This window comes from Symmachiella macrocystis (assembly GCF_007860075.1).
GTDB classification, from domain to species: domain Bacteria; phylum Planctomycetota; class Planctomycetia; order Planctomycetales; family Planctomycetaceae; genus Symmachiella; species Symmachiella macrocystis.
Map to the genome: position 1 here is coordinate 432,694 of NZ_SJPP01000001.1, position 22,493 is coordinate 455,186.

Here is a 22,493-nt window from a genome sequence, read left to right on the forward strand (position 1 = left end):
ACGAGAATTCCATGCGATTTTCTAAACAGCGCAGCGGTTATCGCCGCATTGAAGCACAGATGGCGCCGATGATCGACGTGGTGTTTCTGCTGCTGATTTTCTTCATGTTGACGTTGAAGGTCGTTTCCTCTGAGGGGGACTTCAGTATCAATATGCCGATCGGCGCTCCGGCCCCATCAAATGAAGATATCCAAACACTGCCGATCAAAGTTCGCCTGACGGCCGACGAAAACGGGCAACTGGCCGGAGTCTCATTGAATAACCAACAACTGGGCAACACGGATGTCGCCTTTGAACGGCTCAACACCGGAATCCTCAGAGTTATTGGCAAGCCCGGCAATCCGCTGACTAGCGACATGGAGGTCGAGATCGATGCTGATTTTGGTCTGCATTATCGCTACACCGTCCAAGCGATCAGCGCCTGCACCGGCAAAGTGAACTCCAAAGGCCAACCGGTGAAATACATCGAGAAAATTAAATTCTCGCAACCCCGCAAAGCGGAATGACTGCCGGGTAGAACGTCTCGCCAATTAGCCGCGGGGATGGCAGGCACGGTGGACCGCTTTAAGCCGACTGTGTTCGACTTGCGTATAGATCTGCGTTGTCGAAATGCTGGCATGCCCCAACAGTTCTTGCACCGCGCGAATATCCGCGCCGCCGGCCAACAGATGTGTGGCAAAGCTGTGGCGCAGTGTGTGGGGACTGACTCGCTGGCTGGCGCCGACCCGTGCGGCATAGCGTTTCACCAATCGCCAAATGGAAATCCGTGACAGTCCCCCGCCGCTACGCGACATGAACAACCAATCCGCATCACGGAACTGGGCCAGTTCGGGGCGTTCCTGTTCCAAATAGGTTTGAATCGCCGCCACAGTGAGCGGATTGAGCGAGACGATCCGTTCCTTATTTCCCTTGCCGACACAGCGAGCGAAGTTCTCATCCAAATGCAGGTCGGATAACGTCAAATCGGAGACCTCCGAAGCACGGCAACCGGTGGCGTACAAGAGCGACAACAACGCACGATCCCGTCGAGGGTACCGGTCGAATTCGCCCTGAGGCGCTGCCAGCAATTTGTCGACCATGTCAGGGCTGAGCACCGTCGGCAAGTACTGCCACAGCTTGGGCGAGTTGAGCAGGTCGACCACGTTTTGCAACAAAATGCCTTCCAACACTAAATAGCGGAAGAACATTTTGATCGCCACTAAGTGTCGAGACACGGTCGTGGGAGCCAACTGCCGTTCATTGAGATGTTGTAGATAACCGGTCAGCAATTTGAGATCAACATCTGCAACCCGCACGGTCCGTTGCGTTGCGTACCAAGTAAAGAACTGAACCAAATCCGAACGATAAGCGCTCAGTGTGTTGGCGGACATACCGCATTCGACTTCGAGATATTGCAGAAACGATGTGAGATACTGCGCCGGATTTTGCCCACCCGTCGCCGCCACCGCCGCCGCACTGCGTGGTTTTTTACGTGGTGGCATAAATAGCTAACTCCCAATGACGGTTGCACAAGTTTGTATTGCCGAGATCAGCACAGTGTTCCAATACAACACACCGTTGGTCTGAAAAACATTCTAAAACGGACCACTTGCCGCCAGTGGCACGCATTCTTCAACGCGATACTGGTAGTATTAAGATCGGCGAAATCGCATCCCGGCGATGAACGTTTCAATGGCAGCCCAGAAACCTTTTCCGGTAAAGGTTCCCTCTAGGCCCGCAGCACTGCCGCTGCCGCGTGCACCTGCTGCATTTTGAGGCAATCGAAGCTGCGTGGCGAAATAAATTTGGTGTAGTCCCTCAACTTCTTCCGGAATCGCGCGAAATATGGCGCCGGTTTTTCGTTGTTCATTATTGAGAGGACGCTGCGCACATTGGTTGGGAAACAAGTATTCCAAAGAAAGTTTCCTTTCCAGTGCCTGACCTTCTCGCGTATAATCGACCAATGTCGTAACTCGTCACCCGTTGACTTTGAAGATATGGGGAAACGATTGAACCGAACTCGTCCGACTGAACGCCACCGTGTTGATCGCAGCTATGTTGATCACAGTGGAGCGGAATTGGATATTGTCCACCAAACTCGGTGGGTGGCACTGGCGATCCTGCTGTCGGTTTGTGCGACCGCCTGTGTTGCCGTGTTGTTCATCGTCGACATTCCTGTGACGTGGCATGTCTGGGCGGCGTACCTATTGGTGATCCCTGCTGTCGGCCTGTTGCTGTTGTCCATGCTGTTTGTTGCCAAGGGGCAAGGCCGCATGACACGACTCCCGTTTTGGATGGGTTTTGGTTTTATCGTCGGCGGGATCGCGTTCGACGTTTGGGCAACATTGCTGCAATCTCCGGATCTTGCCCTCGAAGGCAATATGGTCATCAGCGCGTTGTTGTATACCGACCACGATCCTGATTTCATCTATGTCTATGGGTTGGGACTGCAGTCGATATTGTGCTGCATTATGATCTTGCTCTGGGCTGGATTCCTCCGGCATCGCCACGCATGGTTTGCCGATGTGATGAACGATGCACCGCTCACATACGCCGAGTTTCTGAAAGCGACGACCGGCGGCGGAAAACTTTCCTGGCGACAATACATCGTACCGGGAGGGATGTCGGATTTTTTATGCGGCTACCACGTGCTGCTGTGGACCCTGCCGCCGATGCTGGTCTACGCCGCCGCCTTTCGTTGGTACGCCGGCTTGGATTGGTTTGAAATCGTTCCTGGCCCCTATTCCATCTTGGGCGTGCGGATGATGATTGGCATGGCCGCGGTCATCTTCACCGTCTTCTTCGTTTGGCTGTATCGCGAGTTCAATACGCGCACTACGAATGCCCACGAGACGGTTCAATAAACCACCGCCCTCCCCTGCTCAATCGCGTGATATCAAGGCTTATGCTGCGCCCGAAGAATCGCCTAGGGATTGTGGATCGCAGCGATCGGTTCGATGCTGGTTGACAGCCGCGCTGAAAATCGCGATGACAGGGGGGAATCGCTATCTCCCGAAAACCGCGTACCGCCGGCCCCGATCGCTATGACCGCCGACTTTTTACCAACCGCCGAATTACGGCTCTTAAAATATCGTGCGGAGTTACTGCTCCGTCTGCGGGAAACCTTCAACAACCACGGTTATTGGGAAGTGGAGACGCCGCTCCTCTCGCACGAATCGGTCGTCGACGCGCATCTCGATCCCTTTGTGGTCGAACAACGCTATTTTCTGCAGACGTCTCCCGAACTGGGGATGAAGCGATTATTGACGGCCGGAGCGGACGCGATTTTTCAAATCACCCGCGCCTTCCGTCGCGGCGAATACGGACAATTACATAATCCCGAATTCACGATGGCCGAGTGGTACCGCAGCGGGGACACGTACCATGACCAAATGGATTTTGTCGAGCAATTGATCCGCGCCGTCGCCGTCGATTCTCCTGAATACTCCGGACTGCAACTCACCGACACGCCCTTCCCGCGCCGCACCTATGACGAAGTTTTTTGTGACAAATTGGGCTGCGGGGTGTTAGACAAAAGCTGTGACGAGTTGCGAAGGATTGCGACTGAACGGCAATTGACGATCCCGGAAACGCTCGGCGACGACGACCGCGATGGCTGGTTGAATCTGTTGATTGCTGAACTTGTTGAACCGCACCTGGGTCGGCAGGGTCCGGATTTTGTTTACGATTATCCCGCCAGCCAAGCCGCATTGGCGCGGATCGATCCTGCTAACCCGCTAGTCGCGCAGCGGTTTGAACTGTATATCCATGGTTTGGAAATCTGTAACGGGTACGACGAATTGACCGACCCCGACGAATTGCGGCAACGCATTATAAGCGAATCAGCCAAACGGGCACGCGAGGGTTTATCACCGTTGCCCGAACCACGACGACTGCTGGCAGCGATGGAGTGCGGGCTGCCGAACTGCTCCGGCGTCGCACTCGGATTCGACCGGTTGATGATGGTTTTGACCGGTTCGAACAATATCGCCGACGTGACCGCCTTTCCAATCACTCGTGCTTAATGATTTAAAAAGCTTGTGCTTAAATTAGAGTGCCAATGTCTCAGGTTTGACGAAGCACGATAGTCCCTCAATACCCATTCACCCACGGAATTGTCATGAATTTCTCCATCGACCTGAAAAATCGTGTCGCCGTTGTTACCGGTGGCGCTAGTGGCATTGGCCGCGCGTGTGCCGTCTTGCTGGCTGAACAGGGAGCCAAGGTGTTCGTCGCCGACTACGATCCGCTGGATGCCAATGAATCGCAATTCGCCGATCTGAGCATCGAGCATCGCCGTTGCGACGTCCGCTCGGTCGACGAGTTACAGCAAGTCATCGACGAAGCTGCCGCGGTTGGTCCACTGAAAGTTCTCGTCAACAATGCCGGCATCGGTATGGTCAAGCAGATTGACGACGTCAGCGAAGCGGACTGGGATGCTTGCCTGGATACGAATTTCAAAGCGGCATTTTTTGGTTGCAAATTTGCGATTCCCCACATGCGTGCTGCCGGGGGCGGAGCCATCGTGAATGTTTCTAGCAATGCCGGTCTGCTGCCCCGGGCGCATGATCCGGTCTATTCAATCAGTAAAGGGGCTTTGATTTCCTTGACCAAAAGTTTGGCCCTGTGTCATGCGGCGGATCGCGTGCGGATCAATGCCGTCTGTCCCGGCCCGGTCGGTCAAACACGCATGATGGAAGCGGACCTACAAGCGACCGGGGATCGAGAAGCGATGGCGCAAAAATTCATCGATGCCAGCCCGTTGGCCAAAGCCTACAACCGCCTGACCGACCCGCGCGAAATCGCCATGAGCGTCCTGTATCTCGTCAGTGACGCCGCCACCATGGTCACCGGCACAGCTGTCGGCATCGACGGCGGGAAATCACTGGGCGTTCCGCCGAAATAGTGGCCGGTGGCGAGTGGCCGGTGGCCAGAAAAGAAGTCGACAGTGGGCGGTCCCCTTCCTCCTCAAGCCTGTTCCCTCAAGCCTCACGCCTCCACAATCATGGATTCCATGTGCCTGAGGCGAGGGCTTCGACGGATTCGCTGTGGATGTCGCTCGACTCGCCCGATTGGATCGCCGGGATGGAGAGGACGGCTAAGTCTCCTTGGATGGCGCGATAGAGTAGAAATGCTAAATAGGAACCGATGATTCCGGCGACGCACAAAATCGAGACGGCGAATTTTGCTTTGGTATCGCTAGCCACCAAAACTAAAATCGTTACAAAAATAATCAACACAGACAGCACGAAATAAATCCGTGTGCGACGCCCTAAGCGGGCCAGCCGTTCGAAGTTTTGCCGCGGCAGTTGATCGAGCGATAAGAGGGCCGGATAGTAAGCGCGGATCGTGAAGAACGTCACCACCAAAAACGGATAGGAAGCAGCAATCAAACCGCTAATCGACAAGGACGCGATAAAATGCGGATAGACCCGCAGCGGCATATTACTGCCAACCACGATGCGAAAACAAATCGGATAAGCGATTCCTGCGATCGTCCATAGTAAGATTCCAATGCAGGCGGCATAGTGTCCTAACTCTAAAGACCGGTTGCGCATCTGCGCCAGATGTTCCACGCTGTGCTTCACGCCGCGACCGCGCTCGCGAATGGTTTTGAACACGGGAGATGCCAAATAGCCGGCTAAGCCCAGGCCGAGCGGAAAGGCGATTCCGTTGATCCACATCACCAGTTTCTCGAACGTGGGCCGGGCCAACGGCGAGGCGGCCTCGATCAACGGCATGATATCGACGTTGTTGACGACATAGTTAAAACGCGCCGCCAAGAGGTTCGGCACAAAAGCCGCCAGAATCAGCGCGACCATTGGATAGGCCAACACCCAACGTTGCCATCCTCGTTCGGGGGGATTGAGAATATCCTGCAACCGGGGCTGCAAACACAACTCGAGTTGTTGCGCCAGTTCATGGCCCGATTGTGGACGGGCCTGTGGATCGGCGGCGAGACAGGAGAGCAAAACGGTTTTCAGGCCGTGCGGGATTTTTTTAGGCAGCGACTTGATGGCTTCTTCGCCGACGCCTGCGTGACGGCGGTCGATCATTTGATCGAGCGTTGCCGTCCATCCCTCTTCCAGGTGTCCATCGCGAAACGGTCGGTATCCGGTCAAGAGTTCCCACAACACGACCCCCAACGAATAGATATCGCTCCGTTCGTCCAGCGACGCGGCTTCGCGAATGTGGCCGGGATGGAAGGCTTCGAGTTGTTCGGGCGACATGTAGGGCAGGCTGCCGCCAAAATAAGCGGCGGGTGTTACGTCGGAAACGGCAGAACTGAAACTGACATTAAAATCGGCCAGTTTGGGTGCTCCCTCGCCGGTGAGCAACACGTTGGCGGGTTTGATATCGCGATGCAATACGCCGCGACGATGGGCATAATCCAGCGCATCGGCCAAGCGGCTGCCGATCCAGCAGATGACCTCCGGCCAACGCATGCCGGCCAGCCGTTTGCGCAGCGACGATTCAGCGGGTGCCGCTTCGCCATGATCATCCAACGCGCGATCAACCGCCTTAAGTAACAATCGCCCCGTCCGTTTCTCAGCGGGTGTTTCCTGCACGTGATTGACGACAGGGTGCAAGGTTCCGCCACGAACACATTGCATATACAGCAGCCGCAAACCTGCATCAGGCAATGCTCGTTGATCATAAACGCGGACGATGTTTTCGTGGTCGAATTGCGCCAGCGTCTGCGGTTCGGCTCCCTGGTCGGCTGAGATTTTCAAAGCAACCATGCGATGCATCGAAATCTGGCGGGCCAAAAACACGGTGGCAAACGCCCCCTTGCCCAGCGTCGCCAGCAGATCAAAATCCTCTAGACGGTCCCCCGCTTGAATCTCCAAAAGTTTGTCCGCTGCCTTGGGCTGAAACAGCGCCGTCGGCGTATAAGGCGTGTCAATCCCCAAATGTCGGCCGATCAACTCCACCTGTTGGGGGAAACGCTCGAAATACTCCTGCGGATCGACGTCCTCGCCGGCCTGTTTGCGAATATGAAATTCTTCGTAAACCAGATCACAGGGAAACCCTTCGTCGGACAGGTCGGGAAACTCCGTTAGATACTCCTCGACCTTACGCGGCAAGCTGTGATGCAACCAGCGGTATTCCAAGTCGATCTTGATTGCTTCCAACAGCGCCAGTCGACGCAGTGGGCCAGTGGTCTCGGGGAGGAAATCGCTGATCGAAGGGGGCGCGTTTTCTCCGTCCCAGGCGGCGACAAAACCTTCGACATGCCCGGCCAATAATGTCCAAGCTTCGCTGCCGGTGTTTGTGTTGGACTCGACTTCTGTGTTGTTATCCACATCGGTAGCGGAGTCTATCGGTTCGTTCGGCGATGGCGATGACGGACTGTCCACTGCGTATGCCCCGATTCATTAGCAAGAACCGCGCGGCTGAGACTGTTTTGGTAGCTCGCCGCTCCGCTATTGAGTCTACTGCGTGCGCCCCGAAATGCAATCACGAAAGCGGCGCAAACTGTTTCACCACCATGTTTAAAAGGTCGCCGACATAGAATCTAACAATTGACGCTCGCTGCGTGGGTCTGGTAACATGTCAATAAATGTTTATGTGTCGTAGTTCACACAACGTACACACAATGACCGCTCGGAAGAATGGGACATGATGCAGCGAAAAGCGGATTTTGACATTCCCTCGACTCTGAGACGCGGTTGTTTGACCGTGGTGATTTTGCTGGGAGCGTTCTCCGCAGCCCGTGCCGATGATCCGCTGCATGTGCGAATCGATCGGCTGATCGACGAAACGCAAATCGGCCCGGTTGCCGAGGATTGTACCGATGCCGAATTCTTGCGGCGGGTCACACTGGACCTCAACGGCACCATCCCAACCGCCGACGAAGCCCGCGCATTTCTCGATGATCCCTCGCCCGACAAACGGACTGCCCTGGTGGATCGCGCACTGAACCGGCCACGTTACGCCCGGCATCTGGCTACGGTGTTGGATGTGATGTTGATGGAACGTCGCCGCGATACGCATGTCAAATCGCCCGAATGGCACACGTACTTGCACGATTCGGTGGTCGCCAATAAGCCGTTCAATCAACTGGCCCGCGAAATCCTCAGTGCGGATGGCGTGGACGATGCGATGCGACCGGCCGCCAAGTTCTATCTGGATCGTCTGGGTGAACCGCATTTGCTCACCCGCGATGTCGGACGCATTTTCTTCGGCCGCGACATGCAATGCGCGCAATGCCACGACCACCCGTTGATTGATGATTACCTGCAAGATGACTACTTCGGCATTTTTGCGTTCCTCCAACGCGGCACTTTGTTCGTCGATAAAAAAGCCAAGAAATCGTTCTTCGCCGAAACAGCTGACGGAGAAGCGGTCTTTACGTCGGTGTTCACTGCTGTGAAAGGCGAGACCGGTCCTCGGTTGCCAGGTCAATTGATCATCGAGGACCCAGCCATTGCTGCTGCTGAGGCTTACACCGTCAAGCCGGCCAAAGATGTCCGCCCCGTTCCCAAATACAGCCGCCGTGCCGCCTTGGCAGAGCACGCAACCGACGGCACGAATCGTGTTTTCAATCGGAATATCGCAAATCGGCTGTGGGCACACATGATGGGCCGCGGTTTGGTCGAGCCGGTCGACCTGCACCATCCGAGCAATCCGCCTGTGCATCCCGAGTTGTTGGAACTGCTTGCCGACGAATTTGTCGCCATGAATTTTGACATGCGGGCCTTCCTGCGGGAACTGGCCCTGACCAAGACGTATCGTCGCGGATTCGACATGCCGGCGGAATTGGCTGCTGACTCGCCGGACATTGAAAGTCATCTTTCCCGCGTCACAGCCGACCATGCCCAACGTGCCGCAGCTGTCGCAGTGTTGGAAAAAGAAGTCGACACCCTGCTTGATGGCGTACTGGCGGCGCAGGAAGCGATGTTCGACGTCGAATCAGAAAACACCAAAGCCATCGCCGCACTGGCCGCCGTCCAAAAACAGAGCACCGCCGCCGCAAAAACCTTAGCGGACTCGAAGCAAAAGCTGTCAAAACAAGAACAAGCGCTCACTGTGCTCAACGAGGCAGTGGCTAAAGCGGATGAAGTGGTCAAACAGTTTCCCAAAGATGCGGAATTCACGGCGGCCGCTGAAACCTATCGCAAACGCGTAAAAACATCGACGGACGAAATTGCGGCGCTCAAGACACTCATCGAGAAACAAACCGTTGCCGCAAAGGCCGCCGCGGAAAAAACAGTCGCACCGGCCAGCGCCGCTAAGGCCGCAGCGGATAAACTGGCAGCGGCAACACAGACAGTCGAGCAACTTCGCAAACTGTACCTGAAAAAACTCTATGCCTATCGTGACGCACGCACACTCGCCAAACATCGCGAGCAACAACTGGAGCATCTCAACGCGATCCTGGCCTATCGCCAATCGACCGAGAAACAACAGGCACTGGTCGCCGATGTTGCCACAGCGCGCAACGAATTGACCCGCGTGCAAACAGCGGCCCTCCAAGCCGAGTCGGAGGTTGAAACCGCTCTGGCCAAGGTAACCGTGCCGCAGCAACGGCATGCCACGGCCCTAAAGCATGCCCAGTTGATTCGTGCGCAGCACGCCGACAAACACAAACTCGCCCGGCAAGTGTCCGAAGCAGCCACAGCCGGACAGGCAGCGTTGGCTTTGCTCCCTGAAGACGAAGGCCTCAAGTCCAGCACTGGCCAATTGGCGGAATTGGCCGCACAATTAAACAACGACCTATCGCCGCTCACCGAGCAACTCAGAATGACCGAAGCGAAGGTCACCGAAGCCGCCGCCGTAATGCATGCCGCACAAAAAGAACTGGCAGCTGCGCAGGAGAAACAGCAACAGGCCAAACAGCTCACCATCGATACTGACGCAAAACTACAAGCTGCTCTCCAGGCCCAGCAAACGCACACCGCACTGGTTGACATGGGCTACCAGGATCTGACCGAACAATTCGCAGGACGGTTCGCAACCAGCGCGCTGAAGCCGCTGACGCCGGAACAATTGTCCTGGAGCATCATGCAGGCGACGGGAGTCGTCGCGAAACAGTCCTCCGCAGCCGTTGCAAAATTGGACAAAAAGAATCCACCCGCGCCGCCGCAACGGGAGACACTGCTGGAAGCCACAGTCAATGAGAAATTAAAGGGCAACGTCCGTCTGTTCATAAAAACCTTTGGTGCCGGCGGCGGACAGCCCCAGGACGAGTTTTTCGCCACGGTCGACCAAGCCCTGTTTTTCACCAACGGGAAAAAAATTCAAAGTTGGCTGAACCCTTCCGGTGGCAATTTGACCGATCGGCTTAAAAAATTAAAAGACCCCGCGGCTTGCGCCGAGGAGCTCTACTTGGCAATATTCACCCGCCGGCCGACCGAGCAAGAAGCGACCGCAGTGGTCGAGTACCTCCAGGTCGAGTCGGAATCAGACCAAACAGCCGCCTTTCAGGAAATTGCCTGGGCCATGCTGACATCAGCCGAGTTTCGTTTTGGACACTGAACGATAGGAGTCAGGCTACAGGACTACAAACGGTGCGTTTGTCGGTTACGGCAACCTCACTCTCAAGCCTCACACCTCTCAAACACTGGAGATCACCGTCATGCGTTGTGACTATGCTTGTGGAACGGCGGATCATGGAATTGCGCGTCGTCAATTTCTCGGCGGCTTGGCAGCCGGGAGTGCGGCGGGCATCGTCGGTGGTCTCGGGACCTTGGCCCAACCAGCCGCCGCCAAGGAGTTGGCAACGTCGCAAAAACGCGTGTTGTTGTTCTTTATGTCGGGAGGTTTGAGCCAATTAGAAAGCTGGGATCCCAAGCCCAAGACCGACACCGGCGGACCGTTTCGCGCCATCCCCACCAGCGTGCCAGGGACGCATATCTCTGAACTGCTACCGCTCACTGCACAACAGATGCATCATTTGGCGATCGTGCGGAGCGTGAACACCAAAGAGAACGAGCACGGCAAAGGCAGGTTTATGATGGAGTGCGGACGCCGGCAAATGGCCGGGGCGAAATATCCGCATATCGGAGCTGTGGCCGCCAAGGCCTTGTCCCCCGCAAACGCCACATTGCCGGGACACATCCACATCACGCCCGGTGGCAGCGGCGGTCGCAGCGACAACGCCGCCTACTTAGGCCCCAAATATGCCAGCATTATTCTGGGGAATGGCAAGCCGCCGCAAAATTCAGCACGTGCAGCGGAACTGACCGTTGATGCGGATAGCCGCCGCAACGCATTTCGCCGCCAACTGAACAACCGCTTTACGGCTCGTCGAAAGACCGCCGAGACCGATGTCTATACCTACAACTACGAACAGGCGCAACAGTTGATGCGGCAAGGAGAGGTGTTCGACGTCTCGAAAGAACCGGCCGCTGATCACGAACGATATGGAACACACGCATTCGGCAAACATTGCTTGCTGGCACGGAGGCTGCTGGAAAGCGGTATCACCTTCGTACAGGTCTCGCACTCCAATTACGACACGCACAACGAAAATTTCAATTTCCACCTCGAACAAGTGGGCGAATTCGACCGGTCGTTTTCTGCCATTGTCAACGACTTAGCCGTGCGGGGCATGTTGGAGAGCACGCTGATCGTCGTCATGTCCGAATTCGGCCGCACACCACGAATCAACTCCCGTTACGGCCGCGACCACTGGGGGACCGCTTGGTCGGTGGTTTTGGGTGGCGGCCGCATCCATCCCGGCGCCGTCTATGGTGCGACCAACAAGAACGGTACCGCCGTCTCTGACAAAGAAGTCGACCACGGGCAATTGTTCCATACCTACCTGCAGGCTGTGGGATTGGATTCCACGCAAAGCTTCCATGTCGGAGGTCGTGAATTGCCCATGGCCGATCCCGCGGCTTCGGCAATCGACGAATTGTTAGTCTAGAATCCGCAAACTGAAATCCCATTAGCAAAGTTCCTCACATGGCAGCTGACCCGAAACAAACACACGTCGCCACGCAGTGGAAACACGACAGCCGCTTCATTTGCTGTCGATTCGATCCGCAGGGCCGCTACGTATTTGCCGGGGCTGAGGATTATGCGATTCATCGTTTCGAGGTCGACACCGGCACCAAGGTGACTTTGCCCGAGCATGACTGCTGGGTCCGTGCCTTTGCGTTCACACCCGATGGCGCAACGATGGTTTCCGGCGGCAGTGATGGGCAACTGGTTTGGTGGCCGGTTGCCGATGCGCAGCCCAAGCCACAACGCATGGTGGCCGCACACGATGGTTGGATTCGCGCTCTCGCGGTCAGTCCGGATGGTAAAATCCTCGCCAGCGGCGGCAATGACAACCGCTTAAAGCTGTGGAATATCGCCGATGGCACGCTGATTCACGAATCTCCGTCGCACGACAGCAACGTCTACAGCACGTTTTTTCATCCGGGCGGCGAGTTTATCCTGTCCGGTACATTGCTTGGTACAGTGAAACAATGGAAGGTTGCTACAGGCAAGTTGGTGCGGGAATTCGATGCCAAAACATTACACACCTACAACGGCGGACAAGCGGTTGATTACGGCGGAATCCGCAGCATGGCGCTCAGCCCCGACGGCCAGCACTTCGCCTGCGGCGGCCTGCATAAGGCGAGTAACCCGCTAGGTGCGGTGAACGAGCCGCTTGTAGAATTGTTTGAATGGGAATCACAAAAGAAGAAGGTCTCGCACTTTTCCGATGGGAAAAAGGGCATCATCTGGCGGGTGGTCTATCATCCCGACGCATTTTTGATCGGGGGTTGCGGCGGCAGCGGCGGCGGCTTGCTGTTCTTTTGGAAACCAGATCAGGACAAACCGTTTCATACCGTTAAGCTTCCCGACACGGTCCGCGATATGGACTTGCATCCCGATGGTCTGCGAATTGCCACAGCGCATTACGACCACCACATCCGCATCAGCAGCATGACGCCCAAGGCTTAATCGGCCATTCGCGGTTCGTCGCCACGTGCGTTATACTGAGAAACTCGCCATCAACAATCTCTTGATGTCTTGCCCCAGGAATCTTCATCATGCTCAACCGCCGCCAATTCTCGTCATCGATTGCCACCGGAGCCGCTTCGCTGGCTGGGATGCTCACGATGCCGGGACTATTTGCCGCCGAACCTGCTCCCAAGCGGGCTACGAAATATATCGATGTACATACACACATCGGCAGCTATACCGATCCGACAAAAAAATTGACTGTCGACGGACTGCTGACCTGGATGGACGAAAATGATATCGAAAAAGCGGTTGTACTACCGCTGACTTCTCCCGAATCGACCACGTTCCTGCAATTGACCGACACCGCCCTCGCAGCGGGTAAAGCGCATCCCGATCGCTTGATTCCCTTTTGTTCCATCGACCCGCGGCAAATGGTCGGCGGCGGCGTAAAGGGGTTGGTGAAGATCATACAGGCCTGGGTAGACCAAGGGGCCAAGGGGTTTGGCGAACATAAGGTCGGACTCAACTTCGATGATCCGCTGATGATGCGCGTCTACGAAGCCTGTCAGGAAGTGGGCATTCCGCTGCTGTTTCATATCGACAACATTCGCGGCAAAGACGTGCCCGGATTGACGCGGTTGGAAAATGCGGTCAGCACGTTTCCGGAATTGAACTTCATCGGACATGGACCGGGTTGGTGGGCGTCGATCTCCGGCGGTTTGGATCAAAAACAACTCGGCGGCTACCCCAAAGACAAAGTACAACCCGGAGGCGCCATCGACCGTTTGATGGAAAACTATCCCAACATTTATGGGGACCTCTCCGCCGGATCGGGAAACAATTCCATCGCCCGCGACCTGGAATTCGGCCGCGAATTTCTCATTCGTCGGCAGGACCGGATTATGTTTGGGACCGACTATCTCGCCCCCGGACAAGCCGTTCCGCAATTTGATTTGTTCACCGAATTAAAACTTCCCGCGGACGTTGAGCAGAAGATCTTCAAAGGCAATGCGACCCGCGTCCTCAAACTGAGTTAGCCGCATGCCAACCAATCCACCTTATGGACTGCTATTGATCGCCGGGAACCTGACGCATCAGGAAAACTATGCGCGGGCGCTGGCGGCTGATCCCCGTTGCCATCTGATTGGTTTGACGGATGAAGCAGACATTCCGCCGCGGCGAGCGGAACTGAACCGCATGCTGGCCGATGAATTGGGAATCCCCCTGCTGCCCGATTTGGCTGCGGCGCTAGCGCGTGATGATGTGCAGATTGTCAGCATCTGCGCCGAACCGGAACGTCGTGGACGCATTGCCGCACAGTGCGCGCGGGCGGGAAAACATCTTTACATCGACAAGCCGCTCGGCACGACCATTGAAGACGCGCGCCACGTCGTCGCTGCCGTCAGCGAGGCGGGTGTGACCAATCATCTGTTCAGTTTGGTGCACACCCCCACGGCGTACCACGCGCAGCAGATCGTCGAATCGGGGCGACTGGGGGATTTGTCAGCGATCCACTATGAGCTGATGTTCGCCAAGGGGATAGCCGGAACGGCCGACCTGACCCGTCCGCGCCAGGAACAAGCGGCCGCCGAGCGGTTTACGTTCGTCGACTCTAAACGGGAATTGTTTTGCGTTGGCTGGTATCCGCTGATATTTTTCCCATGGCTCACCGGACGGCGCGTGACGAGCGTCTATGCGACGACGAGTAACTATTTTTTTGCCGAACACCAAATCAACAACGTCGAGGATTTTTCCTGCCTGTTGTTGGAGATGGAAGGGGGACTCACAGCAACCGTCACCTGCGGTCGCACGGGTTGGTCGAGTCATCCCTCGCACGGATTTCACAAAATCCACCTCGTCGGTGAAACGGACTCGGTGGATTTGGATGCGTATGAGCCGCGTTTAGAAATCCACAACGACGGTCCCGCTTGGCGGCAACCGGCGATTGGACATCCCGAAGATCCGATGGGGTTTTGGTCGAGCACGCAAACCGCCGGCGGAGTGCAAGCCAAAACGGATTGGCTGCCCATACAACCGGCGGTCGCGGACGATGCGGTCAGTTTTCTGGATTGCCTGGAGCAAGGCCGCCCGAGCGACGTTCCCGTAGCTCTGGGCGCGCACGCGCTCGAAGTCATTCTGGCCGGTTATCAATCGGCAGCTGAGGGACAACCCGTCACGATTCCCCATGAAAGTTGAGCGATTTACAGATGATCCAACGACGACTCACAATCAGCGCGGTTACATTTGCCATTTGTTTGGGAATTTGGACGCATCACGGGCAAAGTGACGAGCAACCCGATAAAAAAACGGCGGCGCCAAAATACATCCCGCAATACACAGACGACGGTGAATTGAAGTTGCCGAGCGAATTTCGCGAATGGATTTTTGTCGGCGCCGCATTGGGGTTGAGTTACTCGGAGCATGGTCCGTACGAAGACGAAGAGAAATTCACCAACGTCTACATCACGCCGCCCGCCTATGCACAATTCCAACGCATCGGCAGCTTCCCCGAAAAAACGATGCTAGCAATGGCCGTCTACCGGCAAGGCAAGAAAAAGCCGCTGGGAAAATTAAAACTACAGGGAGCCTTCGAAGGGGAATTCTTGGCGGTGGAATTGGCCGTCAAAGATCGTGCGAATTCCGAGGACGGTTGGACCTACTTCGACTTCTCACCGAAAGAAGGCCAATACGCACTACGAAAGAGCGCGAAAGCCTTCGCAACCAACAAATGCTACGACTGCCACGCCGAACACGGTGCGGTCGACAACGTCTTTGTGCAGTATTACCCCTCGTTACGTCGCTTGCAGAAGTCGACGAAATAGCGGGGTCCGAAGTCTATGCACAACCGTCTCGACTAAAACTCGCCGAGAATTTCGCTGCCGGCTCGCGTGCTGAGCCCCCTCCAGATGGAGCGGTCGATATTCTCCGAAATCGAACGCGTTGAACCATCGGCCAAGACAACATTCACCATTCCGGTATGGTGGCTCCGCGATGTGACGATGGCGTAGCTGGGATTTCCAGCAACGCCGTCTTTCCCTTCTTGCCACGAGTTGTAGTCGCAGTCAAAGGTCTCCGTGCCATCGGTACAATTGACGACGGTGTTGGGCGTCATGGCCGTCGTGAAACCATGGTGATGCACGCGTCCGTCGGGCCATTCGGTATGGCCGGTATTTTTGAATTGGACGCCGCTGGCAATCGCCGCTTCGGCATCGGTGACGTTGTCGGGAATTGTCGTGACCGGCGGGCCTCCGTTGCGACGATAGGGTTGCCAGACTTTCACCTCAGCGGTCAAGAGCGTGTTGCTGGTTCCATCAGTGAATGAGGAAAACCGCAACCGGGCATTGGGATGGAACGCGCCGTCGCCGCCACGACCGGTCACCGGATCAAACACAAACCATGTCCCAAAGTTAAACGCATAGGAGGTCGGATACAAAGTCACTTTTCCACTGCCGGGATCGCGGGCGGTATCTCCTTGGGGATCACTCGGACAAACGTACGTCGGAATCTTTAAGCCATCGATGGCGGCTTGAAAGTCCCAGGCTTCGGTCAAATCGACGGCGTTATACAGATTGCCTTGATCCAAAAAGGGCAGAATCCGTCCATGCACGCCCCATGAACCGTTATTCCCCGTTGCGGTGATATCGGGATTGATGCAGGCACTGGGGGGCAGGACGGTGGCGACGTCCATATAATTGTGGATCGCCAGCCCGATCTGCTTGAGGTTATTTTTACACTGCGTACGCCGCGCTGCTTCGCGCGCCTGCTGGACTGCCGGCAACAATAAGGCGATGAGAATGGCGATGATTGCAATCACCACTAGCAACTCAATGAGTGTAAAGCCGTGCTGACGGCGTTGTACGGTTTTTTGCATCGTGAGCGACTTTCTTCGTGTGTTCTGGTTGTCGAGCTCTAAAGGTGATTCCATCTAGTCAACAAGACTCCGCGAGCACTGGAGAGTCGAGTCGTGTTTCTCGGCCCGCGCAGACAATCACGTCACGCGTGCTAGTTCACGAGAAGACGCAATTTTCATGCCGTGCCAATGTCAGACCGCGAGCGGCGAGAAAACCTGAATATCCCCGGTGTTGCCCCTGTATGACTTGGCAATACACTCGACACGGCTGAACATTTTTTCGACACCGGCGGACATTATTGCGACAGCGCCATTTCGCCTTCTGGTCCCCAAGCCGGTGTGCATCTTCTGCAGGTTGAGTGTATGATGGTAAGGACATCAATGAAACTGCTCGAGTGACGTGTATAGGAGGGCAACGCATGCGTTGGCCCATTCGCAACCAGATTTTGGTCCCCTACGCAGCGACCCTGGTTGTTGCCGTAACCACGACCGCGCTGGCGACCGCCTACCTCGATGCCCGCCGCAGCCGCGCGGAATCCCTACGGGGAATTCGCAATGTGGTGGAAACACTCGGCCAGTCAACATTCCCCTATACAAAAAGTGTCGTGGATAAAATGCGCGGATTGTCAGGGTCTCATTTCCTGGCAATTGATCCGCAAGATCGTATTTTAGCGACCACGCTCACCCACCCCGTAGATCCCGCTGCCATCCGCAGTCGCACCCCGGAATCGGCCACCATTGAGACGTTAACCGATTTCCCCTCTGTCGATATTGGCGGCAGTCGGTATTTCGTCGCGCACATCGAACCGGCGCGGATGGGTAATGCTTCTTCGTTGTACGTCCTCTATCCCGAGGCGGACTGGCTGCAAATTCAACGCGATGCCATCTGGGCTCCCCTGTTGGTCTGCGGAGTGACCATTCTGCTCATGAGCCTCATCTCGATGACGTTATCACGTCGCTTGGATCGTCGGATTCAGGCGGTACGCGGACTGTTTGCCAAGCTGGCTGACGGACATTTTGATCACGCGAAAGTCGGCAAGCTCGACGATGAAATCCGGGATCTTCTGTTGTCGGCCAATAGTCTTTCGGACCAACTCTCGACGCTGCGCGATCAATTTTCGCGCACTGAGCGTCTGCGGTTGTTGGCGCAATTGGCCGGCGGCTTAGCGCACCAATTGCGCAACGCCGTTACGGGTGCGCGTATGGCGATCCAATTGCATCAACGCCGCTTTCCCAATGAAGGCGACGACGAAAGCCTCAACGTGGCGTTGCAGCAATTGACGCTGACAGAAGAACAGTTGAGAGGCCTGCTGGCGCTGGGCAAGGATCGTGTTGAAAAACTCCCCCCCGTCGAAGTTGCTCCGCTGCTCGATGAAGTCAGCGCACTGATTGATCCGGTCTGCCGACACACACAAATCGACTTTCAGCGCACGGATAACTTGGAGGACAACAGCCTTAGTGTTCCGTCGGGAGCAGACATTAAGGCGGCCATCTTAAACATGCTGCTAAACGGCATAGAAGCCGCGGGAGTCGGCGGATCGCTGCGGTTATCGGCACGTTGCCGCGCTGGCTTACTAGAGATCTCGGTGACCGACAGCGGCCCGGGTCCGCCGGATGCCATGCAGGATCGTATCTTAGACCCGTTTGTTAGCAGCAAACCTGAAGGAGTCGGACTGGGGTTGTCCCTCGCCGAGATGGCTGCGACCGCCAATGGCGGGACGCTCTCTTGGCGGCGCGATGAGAACCGCACGGTATTCACGTTCTGCTTGCCGGTCCTGGCCGACGACGACACCCCCTCCCACGAATCAGCCGCATCACCCCGTTTGAATACGCCGACACCATTGCGGCTAGGAGTGAGCTCCCAATGAGTCATGTCTTGATTGTTGATGACGAGCCGAGCATTTGTTGGGGTTTCCGGGAGCTGCTCACTGATGAAGGCCATCAGGTCAGCGTGGCGCCTTCAGCCGAGGAGGCTTTGGCCCGAATTGAAGAGGATGCTCCCGATGCGGTGATGCTTGATGTTCGATTGCCCGGGATGGACGGGCTGACGGCGATCAAACATCTCCGCGATCGCCTTGGCCATGTGCCGATCATCGTGATGACCGCATTTGGAAGTCTGGACATCGCCGTACGCGCGGTCGAAGCCGGCGCATTCGACTATCTTCCTAAGCCGTTCGAACTCGAGGACGCCATTCAGGTTCTACTGCGCGCTACGGAAGGAACAGATGCCGCCTCGGTGACACAACCCGAATTGCCGACCGAGGACAATGAAGATCTGCTGATCGGCAAGTCGCCCGTCATGCAGAATATCTTCAAGCAGATTGCGCTGGTGGCGCCGCGCGACACGCCGGTACTGATCACCGGGGAAAGCGGAACCGGAAAAGACCTCGTTGCCACTGCTATCCACCGGCACAGCCGCCGTGCCAATGGGCCGTTTCTGCCGGTCTGTGTGCCCGCGCTGAGTTCCAACGTCATTGAGAGTGAACTTTTTGGACATGTCCGCGGAGCATTTACCGGCGCGGAAACGGACCGCAAAGGACTCTTAGAAATCGCCGATGCGGGGACTGTTTTCCTCGATGAAATTGGCGATATTCACCTTCCACTGCAAGTCAAACTGTTGCGGGCCATCGAACGCAGGGAAGTCACACCGGTCGGAGACGCTTCGCCGCACGCCGCGAATTTTCGCATCGTGGCCGCTACCAACCGTCCGTTGCAGAAGATGGTTTCTTCCGGAGAATTTCGCGAAGACCTGTTTTACCGCTTGAGCGTATTTCATATTGAAATCCCACCGCTTCGCCAACGGACGACCGATATTCCACTCCTTGCGGAATCGTTTCTCAGAAAGTTCAGCAACGGTTTGCAGAACCTGCGACTGAGTGAGGAGACGATGCGGGAACTCTGTGCGCGCCCCTGGCATGGCAATGTCCGCGAATTGCGAAACGCCCTCGAGCATGCCTCGATTGTTGCTCGGAGTGAGACCATCGCTCCAGAACACTTACCGCCGCCGGCGAATCCAACACACGCTGAAACGATGTCGACTGATGATCGATTGCGTGGCCTGATGGCGGACTGGCTGACCGACCAGATGGAAAGTGAATCCGACGAGGGCGATTTATACGAACGGTTCCTCAACCTCGTCGAGCCCCCGTTGCTTGCCGAGGTGATCGCGCGCTGTTCGCAGAACCGTTCACACGCTGCACGCTGGTTAGGGATGCACCGCACGACGTTGCGGCAAAAACTCTCCCAGCATCGTATCGAAGCGCCGTAGGCGCACCCCTTCAATCGTGCTCACTCTCTGGGTATGCTAATCCAGATGGATACTTTGTACTTCCCGTTGTGAGTGAAAGGGATCGACGATGCGAATCGCCCCCAGCATGGCTTGCCTGATTGTAGCCACCATTTCGGCTTCAATGGCCGCAGCTGCTGAGCAGACGCCGCGGACCAATGTGATTCTGATCATGGCCGACGACATCGGCTACGAATGCTTCGGCTGTTACGGCAGTCGGCAATACAGCACACCAAATATCGATGCGATGGCCGCGCAGGGAATGCGGTTTACGCATTGCTATTCACAACCGCTCTGCACACCAAGTCGCGTAAAACTGATGACGGGCCTGTCCAATGCCCGCAACTATTCGGCGTTCTCGGTGCTCAACAAAAGTCAAAAAACAATCGGCGATTACTTCGGCCATGCAGGATTTCGGACAGCCGTGGCCGGCAAATGGCAGTTGTATGGCGCGGAGCACTACAAGCCGCGCTTCCGCGGCCAAGGGACGCTGCCCGGGGATGCGGGGTTCGAGAACTTCTGTTTGTGGCAAGTCGATCGCCTGGGAGAGCGGTACAAAGCGCCCTTGTTGCAGATCGATGGCAAGAACCGCCAATTCGACAAAAGTCACTACGGACCCGAGGTGGCTTGCGACTATCTGATTGATTTTATGAAACGCTCAAAGGACGAACCATTCTTTGTGTATTACCCCATGATTCTCGTCCACAACCCGTTTGTACCAACGCCCGATAGCCAGTCATCCAATAAAAAGAAAAAGCAACGCAATTTTGAGGACATGGTTGCCTATATGGACAAACTCGTGGGACGGATTGTCACCACGACAGAAGAACTGGATATTGCCGAGCGGACTTTGATCCTTTTTGTCGGCGACAATGGAACGAACAAAAAAATCACGTCACAGCTCAACGGTCGCGCGATCCAAGGGGGAAAGGGACTGATGACCGACGCCGGAACACGCGTGGCACTGGTCGCACTGCAGCCCGGAACCGTCCCTGTAGGAAGCGTGTGCGAGGATCTTGTCGACTTCTCCGATATGCTCCCCACCACTTTACAGGCCGTCGGAGCACCCGTTCCTGACGGACTGGATGGGCGTAGTTTTTGGCCGCAATTGCAGGGCCAAACCGGAACGCCGCGAGAATGGATCTATTGCTACTATTGTTCGCGACCGGAAAGAACCACGCCGAGCCGCTTCGTCCGCGACCAACGCTGGAAACTGTACGGCGACGGTCGGTTTTATGACGTCGCGAATGACGTGCTTGAGAAATCTCCCATACAACAAATCGAAGTGGGCAGTGCTGCCGCTGCTGCCAAAAAGAAATTGGCAGCCGCACTGCAGTCGATGCCCAGCGAAGGGCAATCGTTACTTCAATTCGATCGCTGACATCCCCATCAGTACGCAATTTTTCTGCCCGAACAAGGAACGCAACGTGCAATATCGAGCGATCGGCAACACGGATTTGAAAGTCAGCACCATCGGGATGGGCTGCGTGACATTCGGTCGCGAGATTGACCGAGAGACCTCATTCACGATTCTCGATCATGCCTACGAACAGGGAATCACTCTCTACGACACAGCTGAAGCATACGCCGCCGGCGCCTCGGAGACTGTCCTCGGTGAATGGATCGCCGACCGTGGTGTGCGAGACAAGATCGTCTTAGCCACAAAGGTCTCCGGCACGCTCACCCGACAGCGGGTCCTCTCCTCCGCCGAAGAGAGCCTGCAACGGTTGCAGACCGACTGCATTGATCTGTTTCAATTGCACAGTTGGGACAACGAGACGCCGCTGGAAGAGACACTGGCGGCGTTATCCGCCTTGGTCGATCAAGGCAAGGTGCGCTATCTCGGTTGCAGCAATTGGACGGCTGCACAATTACGCGACGCATTGGAAATCACCCAAGCGTCCGGTGGTGCGCGAATGGAATCGGTGCAGCCGCCCTACAATCTCGTGCAACGCGATATCGAAACCGACCTGCTGCCGTTGTGTGCCGAACAACAGATCGGTGTGATCAGCTACAGCCCATTGGCCGCCGGATTTCTCACGGGCAAATACAGCCGCGACGGTGAGGTCCCCGCCGGAACCCGCTTCGACGTGATTCCCGGCCATCAACCCATTTATTTCACTGAGCGTGGGTTCAGCGTTTTGGACGAATTGCGGGCTGAGTCCGAACGGACCGGTCGCAGCATGATTGAACTGGCGCTCTCCTGGACATTCAGCCAACCGGGTATTACGTCCGTCCTCATCGGCGCCCGCAACCAGTCACACGTCGACCAAGCACTGAATGCCCTGCCTAAATAATCGTTGAACTGGCAGCCGAACCACCGTCTCCCCCCTTTTTTGCCTCTAGCCATCTGATATAATCCAACGAATGGGTGAAGATCCGTTCACCTCCCCCGACAAAGAGTGCAGATATTTGCAGGATGCATGCAACTTTCTGCATGTCGAGAAGCGGCACGAGAGCAATTTTCAACGG

At 56.1% G+C, this 22,493-nt stretch carries 18 protein-coding genes; 14 read left to right on the forward strand and 4 right to left on the reverse strand.

Annotation, left to right across the window (positions count from 1 at the left end; genetic code table 11):
* The first annotated feature begins 11 nt into the window (after positions 1–11).
* Complete coding sequence (locus CA54_RS01700) at positions 12–506, forward strand: ExbD/TolR family protein (RefSeq protein ID WP_146369148.1); 495 nt, start codon at positions 12–14, stop codon at positions 504–506.
* Between the two features lie 24 nt (positions 507–530).
* On the opposite strand, the gene xerD is transcribed toward CA54_RS01700, so the two are convergent.
* Together xerD and CA54_RS01710 are read right to left on the reverse strand one after the other, a co-directional pair.
* Positions 531–1,481, reverse strand: a complete 951-nt coding sequence (xerD, locus tag CA54_RS01705) for a site-specific tyrosine recombinase XerD (protein ID WP_146369149.1) — start codon at positions 1,479–1,481, stop codon at positions 531–533.
* Between the two features lie 150 nt (positions 1,482–1,631).
* Positions 1,632–1,895 (reverse strand): hypothetical protein, encoded by a 264-nt coding sequence (locus CA54_RS01710; protein ID WP_146369150.1) that lies wholly within the window; start codon positions 1,893–1,895, stop codon positions 1,632–1,634.
* A 93-nt stretch (positions 1,896–1,988) separates the two neighbouring features.
* On the opposite strand from CA54_RS01710, the gene CA54_RS01715 reads away from it, so the two are divergent.
* From CA54_RS01715 to CA54_RS01725, 3 genes are all read left to right on the forward strand, one after another.
* On the forward strand, positions 1,989–2,843 hold the full coding sequence (locus tag CA54_RS01715) for a hypothetical protein (RefSeq protein WP_146369151.1): 855 nt from the start codon (positions 1,989–1,991) through the stop codon (positions 2,841–2,843).
* A 93-nt stretch (positions 2,844–2,936) separates the two neighbouring features.
* Positions 2,937–4,004: an EF-P lysine aminoacylase EpmA gene (epmA, locus tag CA54_RS01720; protein ID WP_231962930.1), complete on the forward strand. Its 1,068-nt coding sequence runs from the start codon at positions 2,937–2,939 to the stop codon at positions 4,002–4,004.
* A gap of 95 nt (positions 4,005–4,099) precedes the next feature.
* A complete protein-coding gene (locus CA54_RS01725; RefSeq protein WP_146369152.1) occupies positions 4,100–4,885 on the forward strand; it encodes an SDR family NAD(P)-dependent oxidoreductase in 786 nt (261 codons plus the stop codon).
* Positions 4,886–4,982: 97 nt separating this feature from the next.
* On the opposite strand, the gene CA54_RS01730 is transcribed toward CA54_RS01725, so the two are convergent.
* Complete coding sequence (locus CA54_RS01730; protein ID WP_197532124.1) at positions 4,983–7,286, reverse strand: serine/threonine-protein kinase; 2,304 nt, start codon at positions 7,284–7,286, stop codon at positions 4,983–4,985.
* A gap of 316 nt (positions 7,287–7,602) precedes the next feature.
* Between CA54_RS01730 and CA54_RS01735 the strand changes: the two genes are divergently transcribed.
* From CA54_RS01735 to CA54_RS01760, 6 genes are all read left to right on the forward strand, one after another.
* Positions 7,603–10,461, forward strand: a complete 2,859-nt coding sequence (locus tag CA54_RS01735) for a DUF1549 domain-containing protein (protein ID WP_146369154.1) — start codon at positions 7,603–7,605, stop codon at positions 10,459–10,461.
* A 100-nt stretch (positions 10,462–10,561) separates the two neighbouring features.
* On the forward strand, positions 10,562–11,854 hold the full coding sequence (locus CA54_RS01740) for a DUF1501 domain-containing protein (RefSeq protein WP_146369155.1): 1,293 nt from the start codon (positions 10,562–10,564) through the stop codon (positions 11,852–11,854).
* Between the two features lie 38 nt (positions 11,855–11,892).
* Positions 11,893–12,882: a WD40 repeat domain-containing protein gene (locus tag CA54_RS01745; protein WP_146369156.1), complete on the forward strand. Its 990-nt coding sequence runs from the start codon at positions 11,893–11,895 to the stop codon at positions 12,880–12,882.
* Positions 12,883–12,971: 89 nt separating this feature from the next.
* The gene (locus CA54_RS01750) at positions 12,972–13,922 is read left to right on the forward strand and encodes an amidohydrolase family protein (protein ID WP_146369157.1); all 951 of its coding nucleotides are present in this window, start codon (positions 12,972–12,974) and stop codon (positions 13,920–13,922) included.
* Between the two features lie 4 nt (positions 13,923–13,926).
* Positions 13,927–15,081, forward strand: coding sequence for a Gfo/Idh/MocA family protein (locus CA54_RS01755; RefSeq protein ID WP_146369158.1), 1,155 nt, complete (start codon positions 13,927–13,929; stop codon positions 15,079–15,081).
* 11 nt (positions 15,082–15,092) lie between these two features.
* The gene (locus CA54_RS01760) at positions 15,093–15,707 is read left to right on the forward strand and encodes a cytochrome P460 family protein (protein WP_146369159.1); all 615 of its coding nucleotides are present in this window, start codon (positions 15,093–15,095) and stop codon (positions 15,705–15,707) included.
* 32 nt (positions 15,708–15,739) lie between these two features.
* On the opposite strand, the gene CA54_RS01765 is transcribed toward CA54_RS01760, so the two are convergent.
* A complete protein-coding gene (locus CA54_RS01765) occupies positions 15,740–16,756 on the reverse strand; it encodes a DUF1559 domain-containing protein (RefSeq protein WP_146369160.1) in 1,017 nt (338 codons plus the stop codon).
* 398 nt (positions 16,757–17,154) lie between these two features.
* Here CA54_RS01765 and CA54_RS01770 point away from each other — a divergent pair, with 398 nt between their 5' ends.
* The 4 genes from CA54_RS01770 to CA54_RS01785 all read left to right on the forward strand — a co-directional run bounded on the left by CA54_RS01770 (position 17,155) and on the right by CA54_RS01785 (position 22,318).
* Positions 17,155–18,603 (forward strand): ATP-binding protein, encoded by a 1,449-nt coding sequence (locus CA54_RS01770; protein ID WP_146369161.1) that lies wholly within the window; start codon positions 17,155–17,157, stop codon positions 18,601–18,603.
* A complete protein-coding gene (locus CA54_RS01775; RefSeq protein WP_146369162.1) occupies positions 18,600–20,003 on the forward strand; it encodes a sigma-54-dependent transcriptional regulator in 1,404 nt (467 codons plus the stop codon). The genes CA54_RS01770 and CA54_RS01775 overlap by 4 nt, the downstream gene beginning before the upstream one ends.
* An 88-nt stretch (positions 20,004–20,091) precedes the next feature.
* On the forward strand, positions 20,092–21,402 hold the full coding sequence (locus CA54_RS01780; RefSeq protein WP_197532125.1) for a sulfatase-like hydrolase/transferase: 1,311 nt from the start codon (positions 20,092–20,094) through the stop codon (positions 21,400–21,402).
* A gap of 46 nt (positions 21,403–21,448) precedes the next feature.
* Positions 21,449–22,318: an aldo/keto reductase gene (locus CA54_RS01785; RefSeq protein WP_146369163.1), complete on the forward strand. Its 870-nt coding sequence runs from the start codon at positions 21,449–21,451 to the stop codon at positions 22,316–22,318.
* Positions 22,319–22,493: the final 175 nt, after the last annotated feature.